Annotated in this window: 19 protein-coding genes and 2 pseudogenes; 15 read left to right on the top strand and 6 right to left on the bottom strand. The window is 68.2% G+C overall.

Annotation, left to right across the window (positions count from 1 at the left end):
* Positions 1-25: 25 nt before the first annotated feature.
* The gene (locus tag ACFWDI_RS24800; protein ID WP_385306915.1) at positions 26-832 is read right to left on the bottom strand and encodes a class I SAM-dependent methyltransferase; all 807 of its coding nucleotides are present in this window, start codon (positions 830-832) and stop codon (positions 26-28) included.
* Between the two features lie 472 nt (positions 833-1,304).
* A pseudogene (locus tag ACFWDI_RS24795) lies at positions 1,305-1,685 on the bottom strand (ATP-binding domain-containing protein); the annotation flags it as partial.
* Here ACFWDI_RS24795 and ACFWDI_RS24790 point away from each other — a divergent pair.
* The 13 genes from ACFWDI_RS24790 (at position 1,651) to ACFWDI_RS24730 (ending at position 17,940) form a co-directional block, all read left to right on the top strand.
* Positions 1,651-1,782: a hypothetical protein gene (locus ACFWDI_RS24790; protein WP_385306913.1), complete on the top strand. Its 132-nt coding sequence runs from the start codon at positions 1,651-1,653 to the stop codon at positions 1,780-1,782. The pseudogene ACFWDI_RS24795 and the gene ACFWDI_RS24790 overlap by 35 nt on opposite strands.
* A gap of 164 nt (positions 1,783-1,946) precedes the next feature.
* Positions 1,947-2,279, top strand: coding sequence for a hypothetical protein (locus tag ACFWDI_RS24785; protein WP_326653779.1), 333 nt, complete (start codon positions 1,947-1,949; stop codon positions 2,277-2,279).
* Between the two features lie 12 nt (positions 2,280-2,291).
* Entirely contained in the window at positions 2,292-2,603 is a 312-nt protein-coding gene (locus ACFWDI_RS24780; protein WP_326653780.1) for a pore-forming ESAT-6 family protein, read from the top strand.
* Between the two features lie 52 nt (positions 2,604-2,655).
* A complete protein-coding gene (locus tag ACFWDI_RS24775; protein WP_326653781.1) occupies positions 2,656-3,045 on the top strand; it encodes a DUF6507 family protein in 390 nt (129 codons plus the stop codon).
* A gap of 2 nt (positions 3,046-3,047) precedes the next feature.
* Positions 3,048-5,630, top strand: coding sequence for a hypothetical protein (locus ACFWDI_RS24770; protein WP_385306911.1), 2,583 nt, complete (start codon positions 3,048-3,050; stop codon positions 5,628-5,630).
* Positions 5,627-6,487, top strand: a complete 861-nt coding sequence (locus tag ACFWDI_RS24765) for an immunity 49 family protein (protein WP_385306910.1) — start codon at positions 5,627-5,629, stop codon at positions 6,485-6,487. The genes ACFWDI_RS24770 and ACFWDI_RS24765 overlap by 4 nt, the downstream gene beginning before the upstream one ends.
* A 178-nt stretch (positions 6,488-6,665) precedes the next feature.
* Positions 6,666-6,938, top strand: coding sequence for a hypothetical protein (locus ACFWDI_RS24760; RefSeq protein WP_385306925.1), 273 nt, complete (start codon positions 6,666-6,668; stop codon positions 6,936-6,938).
* Between the two features lie 46 nt (positions 6,939-6,984).
* The gene (gene eccD / locus ACFWDI_RS24755; RefSeq protein WP_385306908.1) at positions 6,985-8,316 is read left to right on the top strand and encodes a type VII secretion integral membrane protein EccD; all 1,332 of its coding nucleotides are present in this window, start codon (positions 6,985-6,987) and stop codon (positions 8,314-8,316) included.
* A gap of 247 nt (positions 8,317-8,563) precedes the next feature.
* Positions 8,564-9,487: a type VII secretion protein gene (locus ACFWDI_RS24750; RefSeq protein ID WP_326653786.1), complete on the top strand. Its 924-nt coding sequence runs from the start codon at positions 8,564-8,566 to the stop codon at positions 9,485-9,487.
* On the top strand, positions 9,484-13,476 hold the full coding sequence (gene eccCa / locus ACFWDI_RS24745; RefSeq protein ID WP_385306906.1) for a type VII secretion protein EccCa: 3,993 nt from the start codon (positions 9,484-9,486) through the stop codon (positions 13,474-13,476). The genes ACFWDI_RS24750 and eccCa overlap by 4 nt, the downstream gene beginning before the upstream one ends.
* Positions 13,473-14,873 carry a DUF6177 family protein gene (locus ACFWDI_RS24740; protein ID WP_385306904.1) on the top strand — a complete coding sequence of 467 codons (1,401 nt, stop codon included), beginning with the start codon at positions 13,473-13,475 and terminating at the stop codon, positions 14,871-14,873. The genes eccCa and ACFWDI_RS24740 overlap by 4 nt, the downstream gene beginning before the upstream one ends.
* Positions 14,874-15,563: 690 nt before the next feature.
* Entirely contained in the window at positions 15,564-17,399 is a 1,836-nt protein-coding gene (locus tag ACFWDI_RS24735) for a DUF262 domain-containing protein (RefSeq protein ID WP_385306902.1), read from the top strand.
* Positions 17,392-17,940: a GNAT family N-acetyltransferase gene (locus ACFWDI_RS24730; protein WP_385306900.1), complete on the top strand. Its 549-nt coding sequence runs from the start codon at positions 17,392-17,394 to the stop codon at positions 17,938-17,940. Before ACFWDI_RS24735 ends, ACFWDI_RS24730 begins: the two co-directional genes overlap by 8 nt.
* Positions 17,941-18,060: 120 nt before the next feature.
* Here ACFWDI_RS24730 and ACFWDI_RS24725 read toward each other — a convergent pair.
* From ACFWDI_RS24725 to ACFWDI_RS24710, 4 genes and pseudogenes are all read right to left on the bottom strand, one after another.
* Positions 18,061-18,243: pseudogene (locus ACFWDI_RS24725) on the bottom strand (hypothetical protein); the annotation flags it as partial.
* A 638-nt stretch (positions 18,244-18,881) separates the two neighbouring features.
* Positions 18,882-19,289 (bottom strand): redoxin domain-containing protein, encoded by a 408-nt coding sequence (locus ACFWDI_RS24720; RefSeq protein ID WP_385306898.1) that lies wholly within the window; start codon positions 19,287-19,289, stop codon positions 18,882-18,884.
* A gap of 202 nt (positions 19,290-19,491) precedes the next feature.
* Positions 19,492-21,321 (bottom strand): AMP-dependent synthetase/ligase, encoded by a 1,830-nt coding sequence (locus ACFWDI_RS24715; protein ID WP_385306896.1) that lies wholly within the window; start codon positions 21,319-21,321, stop codon positions 19,492-19,494.
* A gap of 103 nt (positions 21,322-21,424) precedes the next feature.
* Positions 21,425-22,174, bottom strand: a complete 750-nt coding sequence (locus ACFWDI_RS24710) for a CDP-alcohol phosphatidyltransferase family protein (RefSeq protein ID WP_385306894.1) — start codon at positions 22,172-22,174, stop codon at positions 21,425-21,427.
* A gap of 106 nt (positions 22,175-22,280) precedes the next feature.
* On the opposite strand from ACFWDI_RS24710, the gene ACFWDI_RS24705 reads away from it, so the two are divergent.
* Positions 22,281-23,273 (top strand): zinc-binding alcohol dehydrogenase, encoded by a 993-nt coding sequence (locus ACFWDI_RS24705; protein WP_385306892.1) that lies wholly within the window; start codon positions 22,281-22,283, stop codon positions 23,271-23,273.
* Positions 23,274-23,376: 103 nt separating this feature from the next.
* On the top strand, positions 23,377-23,775 hold the full coding sequence (locus tag ACFWDI_RS24700; protein ID WP_385306890.1) for a 6-pyruvoyl tetrahydropterin synthase family protein: 399 nt from the start codon (positions 23,377-23,379) through the stop codon (positions 23,773-23,775).
* Positions 23,776-23,810: the final 35 nt, after the last annotated feature.

Below are 23,810 nucleotides of genomic sequence, written 5' to 3'. Positions count from 1 at the left end.
CGAGGTACGACAAACTCGCCGTCCGCTACGAAGCCACCGTGCTGGTCGCAGCCATCAACGAATGGCTTTGACCAGCACTTTCGCAACAGACCCTAGAGGACTCCCCACCTCGCTGGCCGAGGATGAACGCGAAGCGGTCCGGAAACACCAGCACTGGCTCCGGATGAGCGACTCGCATCTCTTCGATGCCCTTCTCGATCTCGCTGTCGCTGAAGGTGGAGAGCAGGGACATGTAGCGGGCGCGCACCATGCCGAGGTACTTGTCCCGGTCGATGCGCAGCTCATGCTCGACATAGCTGAGACCGGCTTCCAGCCCAGCAGCTCGCATGTGTCCCTCGATAACGGCCGGATCCGGCTGCAGTTCCTCGAAGCGTGCGAGTGCCGCCTCGAACAGCGGGTACTGGATGGTGGCCGGGAGCATCACCACCAGCAGCCAGCCTCCGGGCGCCAGTCGGTCGGCCAGGCCGCGAAGCGTGTGCGCCGGATCGGCCACGTGATGCACCGACTCTTTCAGCCACATCGCATCGAGCTGTTCGTAGGGCAGCTGCGTACGTCCTTCGGCGATGTCCTCGGCAGAAGCAACGATTGGCGTCAGGTCGGCCGGAGGCGGCGTCCCGAGCTGACTGAGCATCGCTTCGGAAGGATCGACGCACAGAATGGGATGGCGAGGCTGGAGCTGCTGGGCCACTTCCCTGGCGAACAGGCCCGTACCGGAGCCGATGTCGGCGATCCGGCCCGCAGGGCCGAGCTGCAGTGCCTCGACGATCCGGCCGGACATCCAGGGAATGTAGTCCGGACCGTAGACCCAGTGCTCGTCGTACTCGGACGCCAACTCCTTGTAGTGCCCTCGCACATCGCGCCCCTCCACGATCCCCCTCGTGCCCCTCGCGTGTGGCCGGTTGTGCCGCACTGGGCAGGTTATCGCGGGTGCTTGCGCGGCAACAGTCGGTAATTCGACGATCGTTGGACGTTGATCGACTTATCTCGGGCACATGTGAACACTGGACGTGTAGCCGTGGGATGTGACGGTGGAGGTCGTCGGAATCCCGGAATCGGAGCTCGCGGCCGACGCTGGGCCGGGATTTCGCAAGTCCGCGTAGGCAAGAGCGGGCGAGGCTGGGTGGTGGAGCGGCGTCCAGCGGGGTGTCAGTCCCAGGCCAGTTGCCCGGCCGGGTCTGGGGGCGAGGTTCCGGTATGGCGGCCTCAGCGTGGGTACTGCGATAGGTGAGGGCTGTGTTGCGGCGCTGGGTCCGGTTGTTGGCGATCGCGCGTTCGACGGCTTCACTCTGGCCGATGAGCATGACGCCGTTGCGGGCGCGGGTGACGGCGGTGTAGAGCAGGTTGCGCTGGAGAAGCATCATTCCGGCGGCGTTGACCATGGGGACGATGACGTACGGGTATTCGCTGCCCTGGGAGCGATGGACGGTCAGCGCGTAGGCATGGACCAGCTCGTCGAGGTCCGTGAAGGGGTAGGCGGCCGCCTCGCCGTCTTGGAAGGTGACGGTGAGCTGGTGGGTCTCCTGGTCGAGGGCGGTGATGGTGCCACTGCTGCCGTTGAAGACCCCGGCTTCGCCGCGATGGGGGTTGTTGCGGACTTGCTGGACTCGGTCGCCGAGCCGGAAGGCGGTCCCGCCCTGATAGTGCTGGGGCTTGCCGTCAGCCGGAGGGTTGGGCCTGTCCTGCAGGCGCGTCGACGCCCCCGAGGAGAAGACCGAAGCCCTCGCCGCAACAAAGCAGCTTCTCAACCTACTCAAGCTGATCGACCACGATCCGCTGCCCTGACCACACACACGTGGCCGGATTCCTGTCAATAGGCGCTGAACCTCATTGCGTATGCAACATGCTTTCGATACACATGAGTTCTGCGCAGTGGGGCGCGCGGGGCACTTGTGCACACAGCGACGGATGCCCGGCCGCTACGCATACGACGATTCGGGGGTGGGTGCATGAAGTTCGACATGGGCAGTACGACGCTGTCCGACCTCGGCAAGGCCACGGAGGGGTCCGGTACTGATCTGGGCACGCTGATCCGGCAGTTGATCGCGGCGGCGGAGCCGCTGGAGGGGAAGTTCAACGGGGCCGGGAAGGTCGCGTTCGACACCTTCAAGATTCATGCGGACGAGATCACTGCGGACCTGAACGGTTCGCTGCACGACATCCTTGGCGGGCAGTCCGGCATGAACACCGCGTTCGGCACCGGCGACCAGGAGCAAGAGTCCAACGCCCACCAGAGCATGGCTGGGGCGAATTTCGACGCGGCCCGGTTCTCCGGGCGATAGGGGGATTAAGTCATGGGGCAGAACCTGGACCGGCTCAGCTACGACACCGGCGCCTCCACCGAGGTGCAGGGCGGGCTGCACGGGATCGTCGGGCAGCTGGAGGCCGTGCTAGGCGATCGGGACCGTGCGGTGAAGGCCGCGATGACCGAGTTCCAGGCCGACGGGGTCTCCGACGAGTACCACGGCAAGGAAATCCGCTGGAACAAGGCGGCGCACCAGGTACGGGAGATCATCCGACTCGTACGCACGACGCTGGAGCAGAACGACGGCACGGCGCAGTCGACGCTGGCCAAGGCCAAGGCTGCGGTCGACGCCATCGGCTGACCGAATCGGCGGGCGAGGGTAACGGGGGCAGAACAGCAAATGGGGGATTGGCATGTCGGGGTGGGACATCTCGCCGTCCGGGGTCTCGTCGGTGACGTCGCTGGTCGGGCTGGCGATGGACGACGTGGCCAAGAGCGCCAAGTCGTACGGGACGAACATCGACAGCGCGGCAAGCTCGGCGGGCACGATAAGCGAGGCGTACTGCGGGCCGACGCCGACCGGTCCGATCGGGGCGGCACTGGCGCTGTTCGTCGAGAAGACGGCTGTCGATGTGCTGTTTCTCGGGGCGCGTGCGGCGAAGTCCGTGAACGGCGCGCGTGAGGCCACCGCGTACTACGTTGCTGGGGATCTTGAGCATGCCGCGAACGCGGAGCATCTCGCCCTGGCCGCGCCGGAGGTCAAACTGCCCAAGCCGGATGGCTCACAGGGCGGGAAGAAGTAGCGATGATCGAGCCGTCTGGCATACCCCAGTTCGTCGGCAACCTCGACCAGCTGGAGAAGGACGTCTCCGCGCTGCGCAGTGATGCCATCGGCGTCCGCAACGGCGGCAAGGACGTGCATTCCCGCTTTCAGGCACTGGCCGGCGTCTACAAGGCGCCCGAGGACACCCAGCTGTTCGACACCACCCGTCCGGTCATGGACAAGGCCGAGGCGTTCGCGACGAAGCTGGAGACGGTGGCCGACGCACTGGACACCTTCTCCATCGAGGCCCGGCCGCTGGCCAAGCAGCTGGCCCAGCTCAAGGCGGATGCCCTCGCGTTCGTCGACAGTGTCGCGGGCGACGACGACTGGACGTACGACGAGGACAAAATCGACCGCCATCAGAAGCTCATCGATGGCGTGAGCGCTGCGGAGAGCGCTTTTCGGGACGCCGAGCGAAGAGCCGCCAGCAAGATCTCGGCGCTCGTGGGCGGTCCGCGGTTCGTGGTCGACGACGGCAGCCACACCGTCAACGACAAGTCGGTGATGTACGGCTACGGCCTCGAAGCCCTCAAGCATGCAAAGGAACTGCCCTGGGGCACGCCCGAATCCGAATCCCACCACGCCTGGGAGGTCGGTTACTGGGCCAAGAGCTACGTGTGGGACGGGCTGGTCGTCGACAACATCTGGGGCGGCATCAAGGGCCTGGGGACCCTGGTCGGTATAGGCCCGGAAGACACCAGCGACGCCTGGGGCCACATCTGGGACATGGTCGGGGGCATCGGCCAGTACACCGCCAAACCCTACGACTGGGTCATGGACCATACGATCGGCCCGGACGAGGAGAGCGCTGACGAGCTCCGGCAGAAGCACGCTGCCAAGGATTTCGGCAAAGGCCTGGTCGCCTGGGACATGTGGGGCGAGAACCCCGCCCGCGCGTCGGCGACCGTCACCTTCAACCTCCTCACCCTCGGCGCGGGACCAGCCGCGATGGCGGCCAAGGGAGGCGAGGCCGGCGCGCTCGCCAAAGCAGCCGGTACGGCCTCCAAGGTCGGCACCTACCTCGACCCGCTCTCAGCAGGCCTCACGGTCGGGGGGAAGGCGATCAGCGCTCTGCCCAAGCTGTCCGAGGTCACGGCCGGGATCCGCAACGTCTTCGACACCACGGCGAGTTCGCAGCGCCTGCACAGCGTCATCGAACTCCCCGACGGCTCCAAAGTCCTCATCAAGGACGGCAAGTTCATCCCCGTCAACGCGGAAGGCAAGGTCAACACCACCGCTCCTCACCAGGAGAAGCCCCCCGTCGAGCGGACAGGCCCTGAAGAAGTACCGTCCCAGCGCGAGCCTGCCCTGGTCGGCGCCGGCGCCCGGGCGCCTGAGGATCCAGCCCCTGCGGGCGGAAACCTCCCGCCACAGGCCAGTCATGACGCTGCGACCAGAGGGGGCGGCAGCCATACCCCTCGCGGCCCGGGAGAGGCATCGGGCAGAGTCGGAGCCGCACACGCTGTCGGTTCCGAGACGCCCAGGTCGGGTGCTGGAACGGTCGGCAATGGCCATGCCGGTACTGGCTCCGGTAGCCACGGAAGGGGCGGACTGGACGACCTCGGCCGGACCGGCGACGACGCGACCGGCGATGGTGTGGATGGCGCGACCGGGCCGGACAGTGACATCGCCGGTGGGCACACGGAGGTCCAACGCCCCAGCTTCATACGTGAGGGAGCCAACCCTTATGGCCCTCGCGGGTCGCTCACGCTGAAGCAGATCGAGGAGATCCAGCTCTACCGGGCCAACCATGAGCCCGGATACTTCGAGCGCTACTACAGGAAGGACGGCACGCGCCGAAGCCTGGAGATCCACGACGAAAGCGGGTTCACTCCGCCTCAGCTCACCCGGCTGTCGGACGACGCCCCGTTGATTCGCGCCAGGGACGTTCCTGCGCCGCCCAAACCGCATTTCCTAGATGACGAGTACATCAGCGTGGGGGCGGACACCGTCAAGAGCAAGGCGAGGCTCCGGGTCCTGGAAGAGGCCGCGCAGACACGCCACTTCGCCGTCGAGTGGGACAACAAGGTCGCGGACTGGAAGGCAGAGACCGGCAGGGCCCACGAAATCCAAGGCACCGTCGATTCGGCCGCGCAGTGGGGAGAAGCCAGGGGGACGTACAAGGAATCCCACACCGCGATGGGCGAAGCAACGGAGAAATTCGGTGAGAAGGCAGCGGAACATCACTACATCGCCGAGCGCTACGCGGACTTCGAGAAGGAGACCCTCCTCGGGCCCAAGAACGGCAATGACCAGTTCGACCAGGTGTGGAAGCACGAGGACGGCCGAGTGGTCGTCATCGAGGCCAAGAGCAGTCCTGGCACCGAGCTCGGCAGGCGCACCCTTCCGGATGGTAGGCAAGTGTCCCAGGGAAGCCGGGAGTACTTTTCCGACATCCTCGCCGCCATGGAAAAGCGAGGTGAATTCGAGCTCGTAGATTCCCTGGAAAAGGCGCTCAAGGAGGGCAAACTGGAATACGTTGTCGTCAAGGGGGAGAGGAACACGGGAACGTATACTGGCTATCAGTATCGACGGTTCGACATCAGCAAGGGGACCCTTCCGTGACTGTGACTGTTGCCCGGCATGGTGCGCCAGGACCCGACGCCGAGCGATTCGCGGAGCGGCTGGGCCGGCGAGTGGCCAGCCGAATCGACGATCTCGAAGAGTCAGCGGACATGATCGACTTCGCGTTCAGCACAGCTGTCATGGCGTTGCGCGCTCGCTGCATCGTCGATCCACGAGCGGCGGCGGCGGAGACGTGGGAGGCCGCAGTCAAGGCGATGCAGCTGGGCTCGGCGCTGTTCGCCGTGACGAGTGCGAGCGAGGGCACCGTCGAGTGCCGTATCGACCGGAAGATGCGGACCCTTCCGGCTATCGGACCACGGTCGTTCGCCGACGCGGGGAACTGGCTGACGGCATTCTGGCTGGCAGTCGTCTGCCGTGAGCAGCAGAGGATGACGCAGCTGTGCGAGATTCCGCTGGAGCGGCTGCGTTCGCCGGAGGGGCAGTACGACGAGTACATCTACTACTGGGTGGACACTCTGCAGACGTACTGGCTGCAGCGGCCGGGGCTAGTGGAGAAGCTCACCGCCGCGTTCCAGGTGTCGGATCCCGCTGTGGCGCGGGTCGCCCCGCGGGACATGCTGCAGGGTCTGCTCTATCCGCCGATCAACCTCTTCTACCACTTCGTGCGCAAGGACGAGGAGGGCTTCAGTCCGGCCCTGGTGGAGGCACTGAAGCTGCACAAGGCGTACTGGACCTTGGACGAGGACCGGGAGGCGGACCTCGACGGCACCATCGCCCTCGGCCCTCTCGCCATCGCCTGCCTCGCCCACGACGGCGGAATCCCCATCCAGGTCGAGTCCGAGTACCTGCCCAAGCACCTGCTCCAGCACGGCTGGCTCGGTGAGTTCCCCACCTGAGGCGCACGTGACGGCAATCGCTCCCTCGGCCCTCTCGCCATCGCCTGCATAGCCTACGATGCCGGATTTGCCGTTGAGGTCGGGTCCGAGCGCCTGCCCAAGTACCTGCTGGAGCGTAGCTGGCCAGGCGAGTTCGAGACATGACAGTCGATCAGCACGAGGTAGGTGATGGGTAGTGGTGGCGGCGCAGGATTATGACAGCCAGTTGCTGGAGTCTGTGTCGGTGCGGCGCCGCCGGTTGCGGGACGCGTTGTTGTTCGGCGGGCAGCGGCAGCGCCGTACGTTGGATGAGCGGCTCGGCAAGGCATTTGCCGGGATTGTGATCGCGGCTGTGCTGTGTGCGGGGTGTGTGGGGTGGTCGTTCGTTTCGCATCGGCTCATCGGGAAGAGTCCGTACGGGCCCTCGGTGCAGCAGACTTCCGCGCCCAGTAAGGCTTCTTCTTCTCGATGATAGGTTCGAACGCGTGATATCTGCGGGATCGTTGAACCGTACAGCGTTGAGTCGGGTCACTCTGGTCGGCGAGCGGCGGCGGGTGGATCTCGTACTGCCTTCCCGGGAGCCGGTCGGTCTGCTGCTGCCCGAAGTGATCCGGGTCCTGGACGATCAGACCTCGGCCCGGCCGCAGTTGCGGCATCTGGTGAGGGCGGACGGTTCGGCGCTGGCCGATGACGCCACGCTGGAGTCGGCGGGTGTGCCAGATGGTGCGGTGCTGCGGCTGGTGCGGGCGGAGGATGCGCCGTCGGCGCCAGTCGTGCATGACATCACCGATGAGGCCGCGGATGATCTGGATGTACGAGCCTGGCGGTGGCGGCCCGCGGCGCGGCGGGTGGTGGCCGGAACGGCTGCCGTGCTGTGGGCGCTGGCCGCCGGTGTGCTGGCCCGAGGTGAGCTCAGACTGTCGGCTGTGGGTGGCGTACTCGTGGCCGTCGCCACTGTGGCTGCGCTGGTCGGGGCCCTGCTGGGGAAGGCCGGTCGGGGCGCACTGGCCACCCCTCTCCTTGTCATGGGCGGGGCCCTCGGGGTGCTCGGCGCTTGGACCCTCGCAGACGCGCACGGCTGGCAGGGCGGGTTGCGGCTCGCGGGCGTGGCCGGGTCTGTGGCTGTGGCGTTGCTGCTGCTCGGCTGGGTCTCGCCGCTCGGGCGGGGCGGGATTGCCGGCGCCGGAGCGGTGACCGTGACCACGGTCTGCTGGGAAATCGCCCTCGCGGCGCAGTCGGGAGCCGGAACAGCCATGGGGCAGGCACGCACAGGTGCGGTGCTCGCTGTCGTGTCGGCGGCGGTGCTGGGATTGTTGCCCCGGCTCGCGTTGATGTCTTCGGGGTTGTCGGGGCTGGATGACCGGCGTTCGGGCGGGGCTTCGGTGAGCCGGTATGAGGTGTCGACCGCGCTGGCAGCCACCCATCGCGGGCTGGCACTCGCCACCATTGTCCTGGCGGTCTCTGCGGCCATGGCCGGGGTTCTGGTGCTGCGCGAGCCGACCGTGTGGACGGTTTCGCTCGCGGTGGTCCTCGGTGTCGTACTGGCGCTGCGGGCACGGGCGTTCCCGCTGGTCGCCGAGGTGGTGGCGCTGCTGGCGGCCGCGGCTGCGGTGACCGGGCGGCTGGCCTGGGTGTGGCTGGAGCATTCCGGGACAGTGGGGGCCCTGGTACTTCTGGTGGCGCTGGTCGTCATGCCGCTAGTCCTGCTGTCCGTGCAGCCGGCCGAGCATGTACGGGTGCGGCTGCGGCGGTTCTGGGATGCGGTGGAGTCGGTCGGCGTGATCGCTCTGTTCCCGCTGCTGCTCGGGGCGTTCGGTGTGTACGGGCGTCTGCTCGGCACCTTCGAGTAGGGGGTCGGGCATGGGGCAGGGCGACTGGCAGCGGGATTTGGTGCGGGAGCTGGAGCAGCAGACAGCCCCCGTGATGCCCGCCGCAGGGGGCCCGGCAGAGAGCGCGGGACCGGAAGTCGGGGCCGCCGTGCCGCCTCTGTCACCCGAACCCGTATCGGGACCGGCCCAGGCACGGCCCGCGCATCGCACGCCTGACCCGAGCACCCCATCACCTGCGCCGCGCGCCTCCTCGGCGCCCCGGCTCCCGATGACCACCCCCGAGTCCGTACCGACCGTGGATCCGCGGCTGGCCATTGCCCTGGGCCGCGCCCAGCACGGGGATTCACTGACCCGCCGCACCGGGCGCTCGCTGCGCAAGCTCGCCGCGTCCGCCTCCCAGGATGTGACCGCCCGGTCGCACCTTGCCCGGGAGATCCAGCAGCCGGTGACAACCGGGCGGGTCATCGCCGTCACCGCGATCCGCGGCGGGGTCGGCAAGACCACCGCCTCCGCGCTGCTTGCCCGTACCTTCAACCACTACCGGCACGACCCCGTCCTCGCCCTGGAGGCGGACGCAGCGCTCGGCACCTTGCCGGTGCGGCTCGGGGCCGAGTCGGTGCGCTGGTCGTGCCGGGAGCTCGCGGAAATCCTCACCCCGGCCATGCAGTTGACCGACATCACCGGGTACCTGGTCCCGGTGGCAGACGGGGGGTGGCTGCTGCCCGCGAGCCAGGGGCGCGTCGGCGCACCGCTGGACATGCCGACGTACCGGACGGTGACCCTCGCCTTGCGACGCTACTTCGCGGTGACGGTGGTGGACTGCGAGAGCCTGCCGGGGGAGGTGGCCCGCACCGCGATGGATACCGCGCACGCGCGGATCGTGGTCGCCCCGATGACCGCGGAAGGCGTCGGCGGCACCCGCCTGGTGCTCGACTGGCTGGCCCAGCTGCCGCACTCGGCGCTCGCCACCACAGTGGTCGCCCTCACCTCCCACTCTCCGGACATGACGCTTGATCTCAAGGCGGCCACCGCCCATCTGCGGGAGACCGGCGTCACGGTCGTGCCGCTGCCCTATGACCGGCATCTGGCCCAGGGAGGCCCCATCCACACCGCACAACTGGGCGAGGCCGTCCGGCAGTCAGCCATGCGACTGGCCGCCGAGGCGATGGAACGGGCGGTACGCGTGCGATGACCCAGCAGCTCATCCACCGCCCGGCCCGCTCCACCCGCCCCCTCGCCCCGCCCCACGCCCGTACGGTCGAGCCGCCGCCCAACCTTCCCGAGGGCAAGATCGGCACCCCCGCGACCGCGCTGCTGCCGATGGCTGGTGTCCTCAGCTCGGTCGTGATGATGACCGTGATCCGCAACAGCCAGTTCGCCGGCCTGGGCGCCATCGTCCTCATCGTCGCGCTGCTCGGTGCCGTGGCGCTGTTTCTGTCCCAGCGCGGCAAGGCCCAGCGCACCCGCCGCACCCAGCGCGAGCGCTACCTCGAATACCTGGAGGAGCAGCGCGAGGAACTCGGGGGTATCGAGTGCGAGTTGAGGCGGCAGGCGCGGCTGCTCAATCCACCACCGCAGGCCTTGTACGACCTGGTGCAGGATCCGGCACGGCTGTGGGAGCGGCGTCGAAGCGATTCCGATTTCCTGCGGGTGCGTATCGGCACCGGGAACGTGCTCACCCAGGAGTTGTCGGTGGGGCGCAACAGCACCGGGGGTGTCCTCACCCCGCCGGATCCGTTCATGCTGAACGAGGCGCGGGCCCTGGTGGCCCGGTTCACCACAACCACCGACTTCCCCCTGACCGTCCCCCTGGACCGGGCCGGGAATGTCAGCGTCGTCGGGGACCGGGAGGGCGTGCTGCGCGTCGCCCGCGCCCTGCTGATCCAGGCCGCCGTCACCCACGCGCCCGACGACTTGGCACTCGCGCTCGGCGTGCCCGGCGAGCGGCTTGAGGAGTGGGAGTGGGTCAAGTGGCTGCCCCACATCCTGGATACGCAGACGAACGACGGGCCGGTCGCGGCGCGCCGTATCGCACCGAGTCTGCCGCAGCTGGCGCGGTTCATCGGACCGGATCTGCGGCAGCGCGCCTCGTACGCGGCCGAGGTCCGGCGCGGGCTGTCCGACAGAAACGCGCTCGCGCTCATCGACCGGCTCCTGGTCGTCAGCGACGAGTACGGGCAGAACGCCGATGAACTGCCCCGCCCCGACGTGGCAGTTGGCCTCACGGACATGGGTGTGACCGTGCTGCATCTGCTGGAGCATCAGGTGCACGAACCCGACCAGGTGGCGGTGCGGATCACGGTCGACGGCGACCAGGTCGTGGTCGAGGACCTGCGTACCCCCGATGCCCCCACCACCTCCGGAACGTCGGACAACATCGGCACCGCCGGGGCCGAGGGCATCGCCCGGATGCTGGCCCCCCTGCGTCTGTCAGCCGAGTCAGTGGCCGAGGGCACCCCGGTGTCCGGCCCCATCGACTTCCCCGCCCTGCTCGGCATCGACGACCCGGCCGCCCTCGACCTTGACCGGCTCTGGGCGCCCCGCAGCGAACGCGACTTCCTGCGCGTACCCATCGGCCTCAACGACCGCCACGAACCGGTACTGCTGGACCTGAAAGAGTCCTCAGAACTCGGCATGGGCCCGCACGGCCTGTGCGTCGGCGCGACCGGCTCCGGCAAAAGCGAACTCCTGCGCACCCTGGTCCTGGCCCTGATCGCCGCCCACCCGCCGGAGGATCTTGCGATGGTCCTGGTCGACTACAAGGGCGGCGCGACCTTTGCCCCCTTCGCCGGCCTGCCCCACGTCGCCGGAGTGATCACCAACCTGGAGAACCAGGCCGGGCTCGTCGAACGCGTCCACACCAGCCTCGCCGGCGAGGTCAAGCGCCGCCAGCAAGTACTCAAGGACGCCGGCAATGTCGCCGACATCGGACACTACGCAGCCTTGCGCGCCCAGCGCCCCGAACTGGAGCCGCTCCCACACCTGTTCGTCGTCATCGACGAGTTCGGCGAACTCCTCACCGCCAAACCCGACTTCATCGACCTGTTCCTCTCCATCGGCCGCATCGGACGCTCCATCGGCGTACACCTGCTCCTGTCCAGCCAGCGCATCGAGGGCGGCAAGCTCAAGGGCCTGGACACCTACCTCTCCTACCGGCTCGGCCTGCGCACCTTCTCCGCCGATGAGTCCCGCACGGTCCTGGAGACCACAGACGCCTTCCACCTGCCGCCACTGCCGGGCTTCGGCTACCTCAAGGTCGACACCTCGACATACGAACGCTTCAAGGCGGGTTACGTCTCCGGCGCCTACCGAGGACCTGCCCTGCCCGAATCTGCGGAAGAGCGACCGCTCGCCCTGCCCTATCCCGCCTTCAACTCCCCCACGCAGGCGGACGCTTCGGATGCAGCGGTCGACGCGCCCGCGATGCGAGAACGCGAGACCGGACCGACCGTGATGTCGACCCTGGTCGACCAACTTCGCGACGCCGCCGAGCCGGTACGCCGCATCTGGCTGCCCCCGCTGCCGCACGCGATCTCCCTGGACGCGGCCGCAGGCCCCCTTGACGTTTCCGAACGCGGCATGCAGCTGACCCGCCGGGCGGGCACCATGCGAGTACCCCTGGGGCTGCTCGACGATCCAGGCCGCCAGTCGCAGGGCCAGTGGATCCTCGACCTCACCGTGGCCGGTGGCCACATAGCGGTCATCGGCGGCCCGCAGTCCGGCAAGACCACCCTGCTGCGCACCCTCGCGCTCTCCCTGTCCCTCACCCACACAGCGACCGAAGTCGCTCTCTACGGACTGGACCTGTCGGGAGGCGGGCTTGCCGCCCTGGCGGGTCTGCCGCATGTGGGCGGCATCGCCGGCCGCGCCGACCGCGAACGCGCGGCCCGCACCGTCGCCGAGGTCCGCGCCATGCTGAGCGCCCGTGAAGAAGCCTTCCGCACGCACAGCATCGACTCCCTCGACCAGCTCCGCCACCTGCGCGCCCAGGGCGGACTTCCCGAGCTCGGCGCCACCGACATCGTCCTGTTCATCGACGGATTCGGTGCTCTGCGCGACGAGTTCGCGGATCTCGACGACGCGGTGGTGGATCTCCTCAAGCGCGGCAGCGGCTACGGCATCCACATCGTCGCGGGCATGCTCCGCTGGAACGACGTCCGCATCGCCTCCCAGTCCCTGTTCGGCACCCAGCTGGAGCTCCGGCTCAACGACCCGACCGACTCCTCCATCGACCGTAAACTCTCCGAGACCCTCAGCCCCGACACCCCCGGCCGCGCCCTCACCGGTGGCAAACTCTTCGCCCAGGCCGCCCTGCCCCGCATCGATACCGTCCCCACCGCCGACGGCCTCGGCCCGGCACTGGAAGACGCGGCCCGCACCATTCGCGCCACCTGGAACGGCCACCTCGCCGCCCCCGTACGGGTATTGCCCACCCACTTGCCCGCACAGCGACTCCCGTCGGTGGCCGCCGAGCCGAAGAAGATCCCGATCGGCGTCGACCAGGACACCCTCGCACCCGTCCTGCTGGACCTGTTCGAGCAGGACCAGCACCTGCTGATCCTCGGCGACAACGAATGCGGCAAGACCAACCTGCTGGGGCTCATAGCCCGGCAATTCACCGCCCGCTACAGCGAAGACGAACTGGTCTTCGCCGTCTTCGACCCACGCCGGGGACTGCGCGCCGTCGTCCCCGAGCCGTATCGCGGCGGTTACGCCCACAACGCGAAACTCGCCGCGGCGCTGGCCACCGGCATCGCCGCCGAACTGGAAAAGCGGCTGCCGGACGGGAGCGTGGACTTCGACGCGCTGGCAGACCACTCAGGCTTCACCGGCCCCCGCATCGTGATCCTCGTCGACGACTACGACATCCTCACCACCGCCGGCCAGCAGCCGCTGGCCCCGTTCCTGCCCTACATCTCCTCCGCCCAGGACATCGGCCTGCACTTCGTCGTCGCCCGCCGCACCGCCGGCTCCTCCCGCGCCCTGTACGAACCGTTCCTCACCGCCCTGCGCGAGACCGGCACCGCGGCCCTGGTCATGACCGGGGACCGCACCGAGGGCCAGCTCTTCCCCGGCCTGTACGCATCCGCCCAGCCGCCGGGCCGCGGTGTGCTGGTCCGCCGCGGCCGCCCCCACCAGCTCATCCAGACCGCTCTCGCAGACCAGGAACCCACTCTGTGACCAAGGACGTCATCGCCCTCACGCCCACGATGCCGGATATCCGTACGTTGCTTGCGGGTCTCTACGCGGGCGGCCCCGACGTGCGGGTGGACTCCGCGGGCGACGGCGCGGTCGTCCAGCTCCGCGCACCCGGCGGACATCCCCTCATCTCAGTGGAGGCCCCCATCTTCGTCCAGGTCCCCGGCGAGGCCTCACGCCTCCTCGGCACGGCCATCGATGACGCCCAAGGTCCGTTCTGGTGGACCGAGACGCGGTCCACCACCGCCGTCCCCGACGCCGAATCCCTCGCCCGCGCCTTCGCCGGCCGACTCGTCTCCGTCCTGGGCGGCACCACTTGGCCCCCCGGCCCCGTGACCACTGATGTCGTCCCGCTCACCTCCGACAACGCCCAAGCCCCGGCAACGGACACCTCGCCTCCTGGCATTGACGTCCTCACCGATCAGGCTGCCGTGGTCATCCAGGACCGGCCCGTCGTCGCCATGAGCAGCTGGCTCTCCGACGCCCTGCGCACCGCGGCCACCACCAACCGCGCGCTGCAGATCGTCACCCCCCACACGACTCGACTCACCGTCCCCACCCGCACCGCACTCCAGGGCCACCCCAACCGCTGGATCGTCCAGGACCCCGAGCATGGCTACTACGACGGCCTCTCCGGCGCCGCACTCCGCTGGCACAACGGCGCCTTCACCCCCATCCGTACGCATCCCGGCCCGGTCCCCGCCTTCACCGAGCAGCCCGTGTCCGGTGACCGCCAGCTGATCGTCTCCCTGCGCACACAGCACGCCCCGGACGCGGGCCTGCTGCTGGGCGGCGCCCTGGAAACCACCTGGCAACACCTCACCGGCGCGCCCCCGACAGGCTGGAGCACCGCCGAACCCGTCAACCTCCCCTGGTCAACACGCCAGCTGACCGACCTGGCCCGCACCCGGGCCCCCCGCCCGACCTGGCTGATCGCCGTCGGCCACCCCGACCGCCCCGCCATCGCCACCCAGCGCATCACCCGCACCACCGCCGGAGTCGAAGAAGACATCACCCTCGCCCTCGGCTACGGCCCCGTCGAAACTCCGCCCCTCGACACCATCCAGCCCCTCGCCGAGGCGCTCGTGAGCAGGCACAACCTGACCTCGATGCTCACCTCCCTCCGCCCGGGGCGCCGCGACCTCACTGTCCCCCCGCACTTCGAGAAGCCACCGGTCCCGGTCACCTTCACTCTGGGCGCCGGTCCCGTCAGCGACATCGGGTTCGCCCACGCCAGTCGCCCACCTCTGAACCTGCACCCCATACAGCTCGGCCCCACCGCAGCGCCCGCCCTGCACTACCCCCTCGGCGACAGCGCGACCACCTGGGGCGCCCTCCAACAGCTCACGACCCACCTCACGGCCGCCCGGGAGAAGTGACAGGATTCTGGAGTCCCTCACCCGCCGCGATCGACGAAGCAACGGCCACGCACACCCATCGCTCCGGGGCCAACCGGCACCGGCCGGGACCGCCGCTCAGCCCGTCCCCCGGCCCGAGTGATCAGTCAGCGCCGTAGACCCGACCAGGCACATCTTGCGGTCGCGATCAGACAACGCGCGTCTTAGGAAGATGCGTCGCCATCTGCACGACCGGCGAATCTCCGCAGGTCACGGCGGATGCGGCACGACCAGCCCTTGACGGCGGCTCCCGCCAGGGACTCGAACCTGCGGCCAAGCGCTGACGGCCTACCGATTGAGCCGAACGACCGTCCGGATCACGAGCTGCCCACCCCCGACCACCGGCTCCCCCCGTTCCCATGTTCCGTGTCCCCCGCCGGGGATTCGCACCTGCGTGGACGCACGACCAACACTTCCCCTCGCCCAGACTCCGGTCGGCAACTACGGCAGAGCCAGCTCCAATTCGGCGCTGAGTGGCGCGATCCGTGGGCTCCCGGTACAAGTCCCCCCTCGGACACCATCACATTGCGGGATATGCGGATCGTGACTTACTCGTCACGATCCGCTTCTGCGTTGTGCCGCCGGTCGGCTGTAGCGGGCTGGTGCAAAGCATCTGCAAGCGGTTCAACTGATCGATACGGTGATCCCTCGTATGCCGAGGGAGGGGCGCACATGCGTGCAGACACGGTCGATCTCAAGCGGATTTTCGGCAGGGACATCCGGTACATGGTCCCCCTGTTCCAGCGTCCGTACGTCTGGAACAGGGACGACAACTGGACCGCGCTCTGGGAGGACATCCGCCGCACAGCGGAACACGCTGAGCTGGCGGCCGAGACGGGGGACGCCGTTTTTCCGCACTTCCTCGGGGCCGTCGTCTTCGATGAGATCCCCTACCTGTCATCGAATCTCGAAGCCCGTCAGGTCATCGACGGACAGCAGCGGCTGACGACCCTTCAATTATTCGTGTGTGCCCTCAGGCTGGTGGCCCAGGAGCTGAAGCACGACCGTTCCGTACGCCTCCTCAGCAAGTTCCTCGAGAACGACCAGGATCTGTACGACAGCGTCAAGGACCCCGACCACCGGTTCAAGGTGTGGCCCACAAACGCCGACCGGGACGAATTCCGCTCGGTCATGCGCGGAGATGGCGGCACGGGCCGCCTGGCCGGAGCGGTGCTCTACTTCCAGCAGGGCATCAGCAGCTGGGTCGCGGAAGTCTCCCGACCCGAGGAGCGGATCGACGGCCTCGTGCAGACCCTGCGCGAACATCTGCGTCTTGTCATCATTGATCTTGAGGAACACGATGACGCCCAGGTGGTCTTCGAGACGCTCAACAGCCGCGGCACGCCGTTGGAACACGCGGACCTGGTGAAGAACCTGCTCTTTCGCGAGGCAGAACATGGTGGTGCCGACGTACACCGCCTCTACGACTCGTACTGGGCGCCGTTCGACCAGGACGAGTGGCGGACCGACCAGACCACCGGACGGATCACCCGCAGCCGGCTTGATGTCTTCCTCACCCACTGGCTGAGCATGCGCACGCAGCGGGAGTTCACATTCCCGGCCCTGTTCAAGGAGTTCGAGCGCTGGCAGCGCACTCGCAAGGGGGCTGTCGAGGACATCTTTGCCGAACTGTCGCGCTATGCGGGCATCTACGACGAGCTCGATTCCCACACCCCGCACGGGGTCGAGGGCCGATTTCTCTACCGCATGAAGGTCATGCAGGTCTCCACGCCCATGCCGCTGCTCCTCTGCCTGTACGGACTCGGTGACCAGCTCTCCGTACCGCGCCGGCGACGGGCTGTTCGGGCCCTCGACAGCTATCTGGTGAGACGCGCTGTCCTCAACCTCAGCAACAAGGACTACAACCACGTCTTCCGGGAGCTTGTGACGGCGGCGTCTCTGCAGCCGGAACGGGCGGACGAAGCCATCGTCAAGACGCTGGCAGGCATGCAGGGCCACCACCGGCAGTGGCCGTCGGACGAGGCCTTCCAGTCCGTCCTCGAAAACGATCCGATCTATGCGCGCCTGTACCGGCACCGTGTCCGCATCCTCCTTGAGGCGCTGGAGGATGCGCTGCGTTCGGATCTGACGGAACAGCTCACCGTGCCGAACGGGGAACACTTCGGCGCCAAGCTCACCATCGAGCACGTCATGCCACAGAGTTGGCAGGACCACTGGCCCATCAGCGACGACAGCACCGAGGGGTGGGCGGTTCGTGATGAGCTCGTTCACACCCTGGGCAACCTCACCCTCGCCACCGGCAAGCTCAATCCGGCACTCGGCAACATGGGATGGGACGACAAGCGGAACTGGCTCAGCGAGCACAGCCTGCTGCGGCTCACTCACGGCACTTTGCTCACTCCGCCGCCCGGCGCCGCCAAGGAGCATTGGGGGCAAGGGTGGGACGAACAACTCATCCGGCAGCGAGGCCACTACCTCGCGGGGATCGCGCGTCGGGTCTGGCCGTCGGCGGCTGAACTGCTCGCCGAGGACGGCATCAGTGAGTAGGGGAGCCCCTGACGCGGTTGTGGGTGTCCACTGGCCGGCATCTCTCACGACGGCCCGTCTGGTTCTGCGTCCCATCGAGACCTCTGATGTGCCGGCTATCTCGCGTCTGTGGACGGATCCAGAGGTGCGCCGCCATCTCGGCGGGCCCGTAGCCGAGGACGAAGTCCGCGTCCGCGAGCAGCGCTGCGTCGCTGCCCCAGGTGCGTTCAGCGTGGTGCGGCGTGCGGACGGCGTCGTCGTCGGACTGGTGACAGTGCAGCCAGGAGCACGGGACGGCCGGACGGAGGTCTCGTATCAACTGCTCCCGGAGTACTGGGGCTGTGGTTATGCCCACGAAGCGGTGGCCGCCTCCGTCGACTGGGCGCTGGACGAGGTGCCTTCGGTCGCCGCCACTGTGGTGGCGGTGACCCAGGAGGCCAACCGCCGCTCCCGGCGGTTGCTCGAAGGACTCGGCGCCGTCCTGGTCGACACGTTCGTCGAATGGGGTGAACAGCAGGTGCTGTACGTCCTCGAGAGGCAGAGCATGCCCGCCGCCGACTGACCCGCGAGGGCTGAGGCGGCCGGGCCGACGACCGTTCTCAGGCAGGTCTCTGTTCACGCAGGGAAGGACGTCGGCCAAGGCCGCTTCGGCGTCCTGTACCGAACGCTCGACCGCGCCGACTCAGGTGCCTGGCTTACGGGGAGGGGTCTCCTGGCCGCCGGCCGTGATCCGGTGGCCTGGGGTATGGGCGACGAACAGCAGGCACCGTTCGGACATCATGTCCGCCTCGTGCTGAAGCTGGCCCACATCGACCGGGGTGACCGCACGCGGGAAGGGCAAGACTCCGTCGTCGACGCCGATGACAGGCGGCGATCCGGCGAGGGCACTGCCTCACCGACGTTGGGTCCGGCTCCTACGCGACCTCGGGGTTGAGCGTGTCGAAGTAGACGCAGTCGGTGCTCGGGTCGAAGTGGAACTGTCCCTGGTAGGCCGACTTGGTGATGTGCTGGTCATAGCGGGGGCTGCTCATCCACTCAGGGTGCTCAGGAAGGAATTGCGCCAGCGCCTCGGGCACCTTCGACGGGCCGCCGAGAGCAAAGCCGTACGCCGGACTCCTGACGATCGATGTGGCTGCGCCTGCCGGCAGCTGAGCGATTCCGACAACCCGGATCTGAGGATCTTGGTTGGGGATGGGCTCACGTCCGGAGTCGTTCGGGTTGTAGCCGAGCCAATGTGGATCGGAGAGCTGCCCGACGGCACGGAATCGACGCAGCAGGGGTTCAGCGTCTTTGCGCACTCTCTGGCGATCAGGGACGGGCGAGTCACCGCTGGCCGCATAGACGCCAGTCCCGCCGCCCAGCACAGCCACCCCACTCAGGACGAACAACGTGCGGCGGCTCAGAAAGCTTGGTCTGGTCACTCGCGTTGCCCCCTTGTCCGGAGGACGGATCTTATCCCGTCACCCAATCCTCAACCCGGGGACGAACAGATCAGCAGCCCCATCAGGCGCCGCTCTCCCCGGCGAGGCCGTCAAGCCTGTCCAGTTCGTCCAGCACGAGGGCGGCATGCTGCGCGGGGTCCGGGACCGGGTGCAGCAGCGCCCGTACTTCTCCCGAGCGGTCGAGGACAACGGCGGCCCTGGAGAACAGGATCCGGTCGCCCACCTGGACCTCGGGCACCCCCACCGCGCGGCCGAGCGTCAGTTGGCTGTCACCGACGAGCGGATAGCCGAGGTCGCGCTCCTTTGCGAAGGCGGACAAATGGCCCGGTGTGTGAGCACTGACGCCGAGTACACGGGCGTCGGCCCGTGCGAAACGCGCCGAAGCGTCGCGCACGGAGCACAGCCCGGTCGTGCAGCCGGCCAGCTCAGGGAGCACCTCTCCGATGCCCGGCTCTGTGATGAAGAACAACACGGTCCACCTGTGATCCGGTGAGGGAACAGCAACTGAGCCTTCGGAGGTCTCGACGATGTGGTCCATGAAGGTCCTTGCCGGTGGTTGTTCGGATGGCGAAACGGAATCAGACCGTCTCCGCCTGCTGCCCAGGTTCTCAGGGGTGAGCATGCAGTGCCGGTTGGATGTCCCGTTCGAATCCGGACCATAAACGACAAGATCAGCGCGTGTACAGCGCGTCGATGTCCGCCGCGTACGCCCCTGCGATCGCCCGCCGTTTGAGCTTCAGCGTGGGTGTCATCAGACCGGCGTCCAGACTGAATTCGTTCGGCAGGATCCGGAACGCCCGGATGGACTCCGCCCTCGAAACCCGGGTGTTGGCCCGCGAGACCGCCCGCTGGATCTGCGCCCGCAGGTCCTCGTCGTCCGTCATCGCCGTCATGTCCGACGGCTGCTTCCCCTTCAGCGCCTGCCAGTGCGCCAGCGCCTCGGGGTCCACCGTGATGAGTGCCGCGATGTACGGCTGGTCGTCGCCCACGATCAGACACTGCGAGATCAGCGGATGGTGGCGCAGCTGCTCCTCCAGGGGCAACGGGGCCACGCTCTTGCCGCCGCTGGTGATGATGACGTCCTTCTTGCGCCCCGTGATGACGAGGTAGCCCTCGTCGTCGAGGTGGCCCGTGTCGCCGGTGGCGAACCACCCGTCGCGCAGCACCGCTTCGGTGGCCTTGGGGTTGTTGAGGTAGCCGGCGAAGACCGTGTCGCCGCGTACCCACACCTCGCCGTCAGTCGCGATGTGTACCGCACAGCCCGGAATCGGCCGGCCCACCGTGCCGAATCTGACCGCTCCCGGCGGCTGGGCCGTGATCCCGCCCGCGGTCTCCGTGAGGCCGTACCCGTCGTACACGGTGACGCCCATGCCCGCGAAGAACAGCCCCAGCTCCCTCCGCAGCGTCGAGCCGCCGGACACCGCGTTGCGTACCTGGCCGCCCAGTACGGCGCGCAGCTTGCTGTACACCAGGTGGTCGTAAACGGAGTGCAGGACCTTCAGGGTCGGGCTCGGGCCGTGGCCCGAGCCGATGGAGTGGCGTTCCACGGCCTCGGCGTAGCGCACCGCGACGGCCGCGGCCTTGTCGAAGAGGCTGACGCGACCCGCATCCTCGGCGGCGCGGCGGGCCTTGTGGAAGATCTTCTCGAAGATGTACGGCACGGCGAAGAGGAACGTGGGCTGGAAGGACGCCAGGGCGGGGAGCAGCGTCTCGGGCGTCAGATCCGGCTGGTGGCCGAGGCGGACGCCGCCACGCAGACAGGCGACCACGACCATCAGTCCGTAAATATGGGCCACGGGGAGGAAGTTGAGGATCGCCGGCTGCACACCCGGCTCGGCGATGATCCCGCCCCAGCCCTCGAGGAGGATGTCGCATTCGGCGGCGAGATTGGCGTGGGTGATGAGGCAGCCCTTGGGCGTTCCGGTGGTGCCGGAGGTGTAGCAGATCGCGGCGACCTGGTCCGGCAGTACGGCGGCGCGGTGACGGTGGATCAGGTCGTCGTCCGTACCGAGGCCCTGGTGGATCAGGGCCGGCACACAGCCCAGGTCCATCTGCCAGATCGCGGACAGCTGGATCTCCGCGTCGGATGCCGCCGCCACGGTCATCGCATGGTTCTCGTGCTCGACCACGATGGCCCGGACCTGGGCGTCGTAAAGGATCCAGCGCACCTGCTCGATGGACGACGTGGGGTAGACCGGAACGATCTCTGCGCCGACGGACCACAGGGCGTATGCCAGCACCGTCCACTCGTAGCGCGTACGGGACATCAGCGCGACCCGGTCGCCGAACCGGATGCCGTTGGCCAGGAATCCCTTTGCCACGGACAGGACTTCGTCGCGGAACTGCTCTGCGGTCGTCGGTTCCCAGTCGTCCGACCGTGTCGACGCCCGGCGGGAGAACTGCACCAGGGAGGGGTCGTGCTCAGCGGTTTCGTAGACCGAGTCGGCGAGACTCCCCGACCGCGGAGGTTCGGTACGGCGCGGAGGACCGATACCCGGCATTTGGCGTCTCCCTTCCCCGAGTTGGGGCGCCGCACTGTTCAACTCAGGGAGCGAAAGGTACCTGTCGGAAGCACTTTTGCCTAGTTTCGGGGCACATCAAGCGTCAGCCGGCGGTCGGCTCCTGGACCCTGACGCGCCACAGCCACCGTATGTCCCGTCCGAAGGACCAGATCAGCAGCATCAGCGCCATGAGGACCGCCGCGAATGCCGGCAGAGGCGGGAGGATTCCCGCGCCGGCCACCAGCAGCACGATCCCTTGCAGCGCGGCCACCGTCTTACGGGCCGTGCTCGGGGGCAGCGGCCCGTACGACAGCCACGGCATCACCCGGGCCGCCGCCACGAAGGCGTACCGCAGGGCGCCGATCAGCAGCACCCATGGGCCCATCGAGGTGGCGACATAGATGCTGAGCACCAGGATGAGGAACGCGTCGACCTCCATGTCGAAGCGTGCCCCCAGGGCGGACGACGTGCCGGTGCGCCGGGCGACCTTGCCGTCGACCGCGTCGAGGATCAGCGCCACCGTCGTGAGAGCGACCAGGACCGTGACCGGCGGCGGACTCTCGAAGGAGTCCGCGACCAGCGCGGTCACACCCCCGACGAGCGTCGCGCGGGCCAGCGTGACGCGGTTGGCCGCTCCGAAGGACTGGAGCCACGACCGGCGCAGGGCGCGGGTGAGCACGGCCCAGGTGCCGACCGCGAAGGCCAGGCCCGTCAGCCAGCCCGCGGGCCCCAGACCGATTGCCGTGCCGAGCAGGGCCAACAGGAGGACCTGAGCGCCCGCTCCCACGGCGGTCTCGTGCCGCAGCAGCTCGTGCCGCAGCAGCCTCGTGTCGTACGCGTTGTTCAAGGCCACCGTGCATCCTCCGGCCGAGTGACAGATCCATGAGCGCCGCGTACCGTGTGCGCGGCTTCTTAAAGATCAGTACGCGAATCGTCGCCCGATTGCTCAGGAGACGCCAATGGAACGTGAGGCCCGAGCCTTCTGGCTTCGTTCGCCGGGTCATGGCGAGATGCGGGATGTCCGCCTGCCGGAGCCCGGCGACGGCGACGTTGTGGTGCGCACCCTGTGTTCCGGTGTGAGCCGTGGAACGGAGACCCTTGTCTTCCGTGGCGGCGTGCCGGAGAGCCAGCACTCCACGATGCGGGCACCGTTCCAGGACGGCGACTTCCCCGGGCCCGTCAAGTACGGCTATCTCAATGTCGGCCTTGTCGAAGAAGGACCGCGGCACCTGCTGGGCCGAACGGTGTTCTGCCTCTACCCGCACCAGACTCGGTACGTCGTCCCCGCGAGCGCCGTGACGCCCGTCCCGGACAGCGTCCCCGCCCCGCGAGCGGTGCTGGCCGGCACGGTGGAGACCGCGGTGAACGCCCTGTGGGACGCCGCGCCGCTGATCGGCGACCGTATCGCCGTCGTGGGAGGGGGCATGGTCGGCTGCAGCGTCGCCGCCGTCCTGGCCCAGTACCCGGCCGTGCGCGTCCAACTGGTCGACGCGGATCCTCAGCGCGCCGGCATCGCCAGGGCGCTCGGCGTCGACTTCGCGCTCCCCGAGGAGGCCGCGGGCGACTGCGATCTTGTCGTCCACGCCAGCGCCACGGAGGCAGGGCTCGCGCGCTCACTGGAACTCCTCGCCCCGGAGGGGACGGTTCTCGAACTGAGCTGGTACGGCGACCGGCGGATCAGCCTGCCGCTGGGCGAGGCCTTCCACTCCCGCCGCCTGGTCGTGCGCAGCAGCCAGGTGGGGACGGTGTCCCCGGCCCGGAGCTCCCGCCGGACCTTCGCCGACCGGCTCGCGATCGCGCTCGACCTGCTCGCCGACCCCGCCTTCGACGCACTGGTCACCGGTGAATGCGCCTTCGACGAACTGCCGGAGGTGCTGCCGAGGCTCGCCTCCGGAGAGCTGCCCGGACTGTGCCACCGGGTTCTGTACGACGCCGCCGCGGATCCGGCCTGAACAAGCTGCAGATCTGGCCTGAACAAGGAGGCCAGGTCGGCCGTACTACACGACAGGCCCCGGCAAAAAAGGGCCGGACGCGCCGCACCTGGAGGGTCGCCCGTTGTTCAGCATCACCGTCCGTGATCACATCATGATCGCTCACAGCTTCCACGGAGAGGTCTTCGGACCCGCGCAGCGCCTGCACGGAGCGACGTTCCTCGTGGACGCCACCTTCCGCCGCGCCGAGCTGGACGCCGACAACATCGTCGTCGACATCGGACTGGCCACTCAGGAGCTCGGGACCGTCGTCGGCGAGCTGAACTACCGCAATCTCGACGACGAACCCGACTTCGCCGGCACCAATACCAGTACGGAATTCCTGGCCAAGATCATCGCCGACCGCCTCGCCGACCGGGTGCACGCAGGGGCACTGGGCGAGGGCGCCCGCGGCCTGGCCGGCATCGCGGTCACCCTGCACGAATCGCATATCGCCTGGGCGAGTTACGAGCGCACCCTGTGAACCGCGCCGCCGTTACCACCGTGACCGCACGCTCC

The organism is Streptomyces sp. NPDC060064, assembly GCF_042736455.1.
Lineage (GTDB): Bacteria > Actinomycetota > Actinomycetes > Streptomycetales > Streptomycetaceae > Streptomyces.
This window is presented reverse-complemented; position numbering and strand designations above follow the sequence as displayed.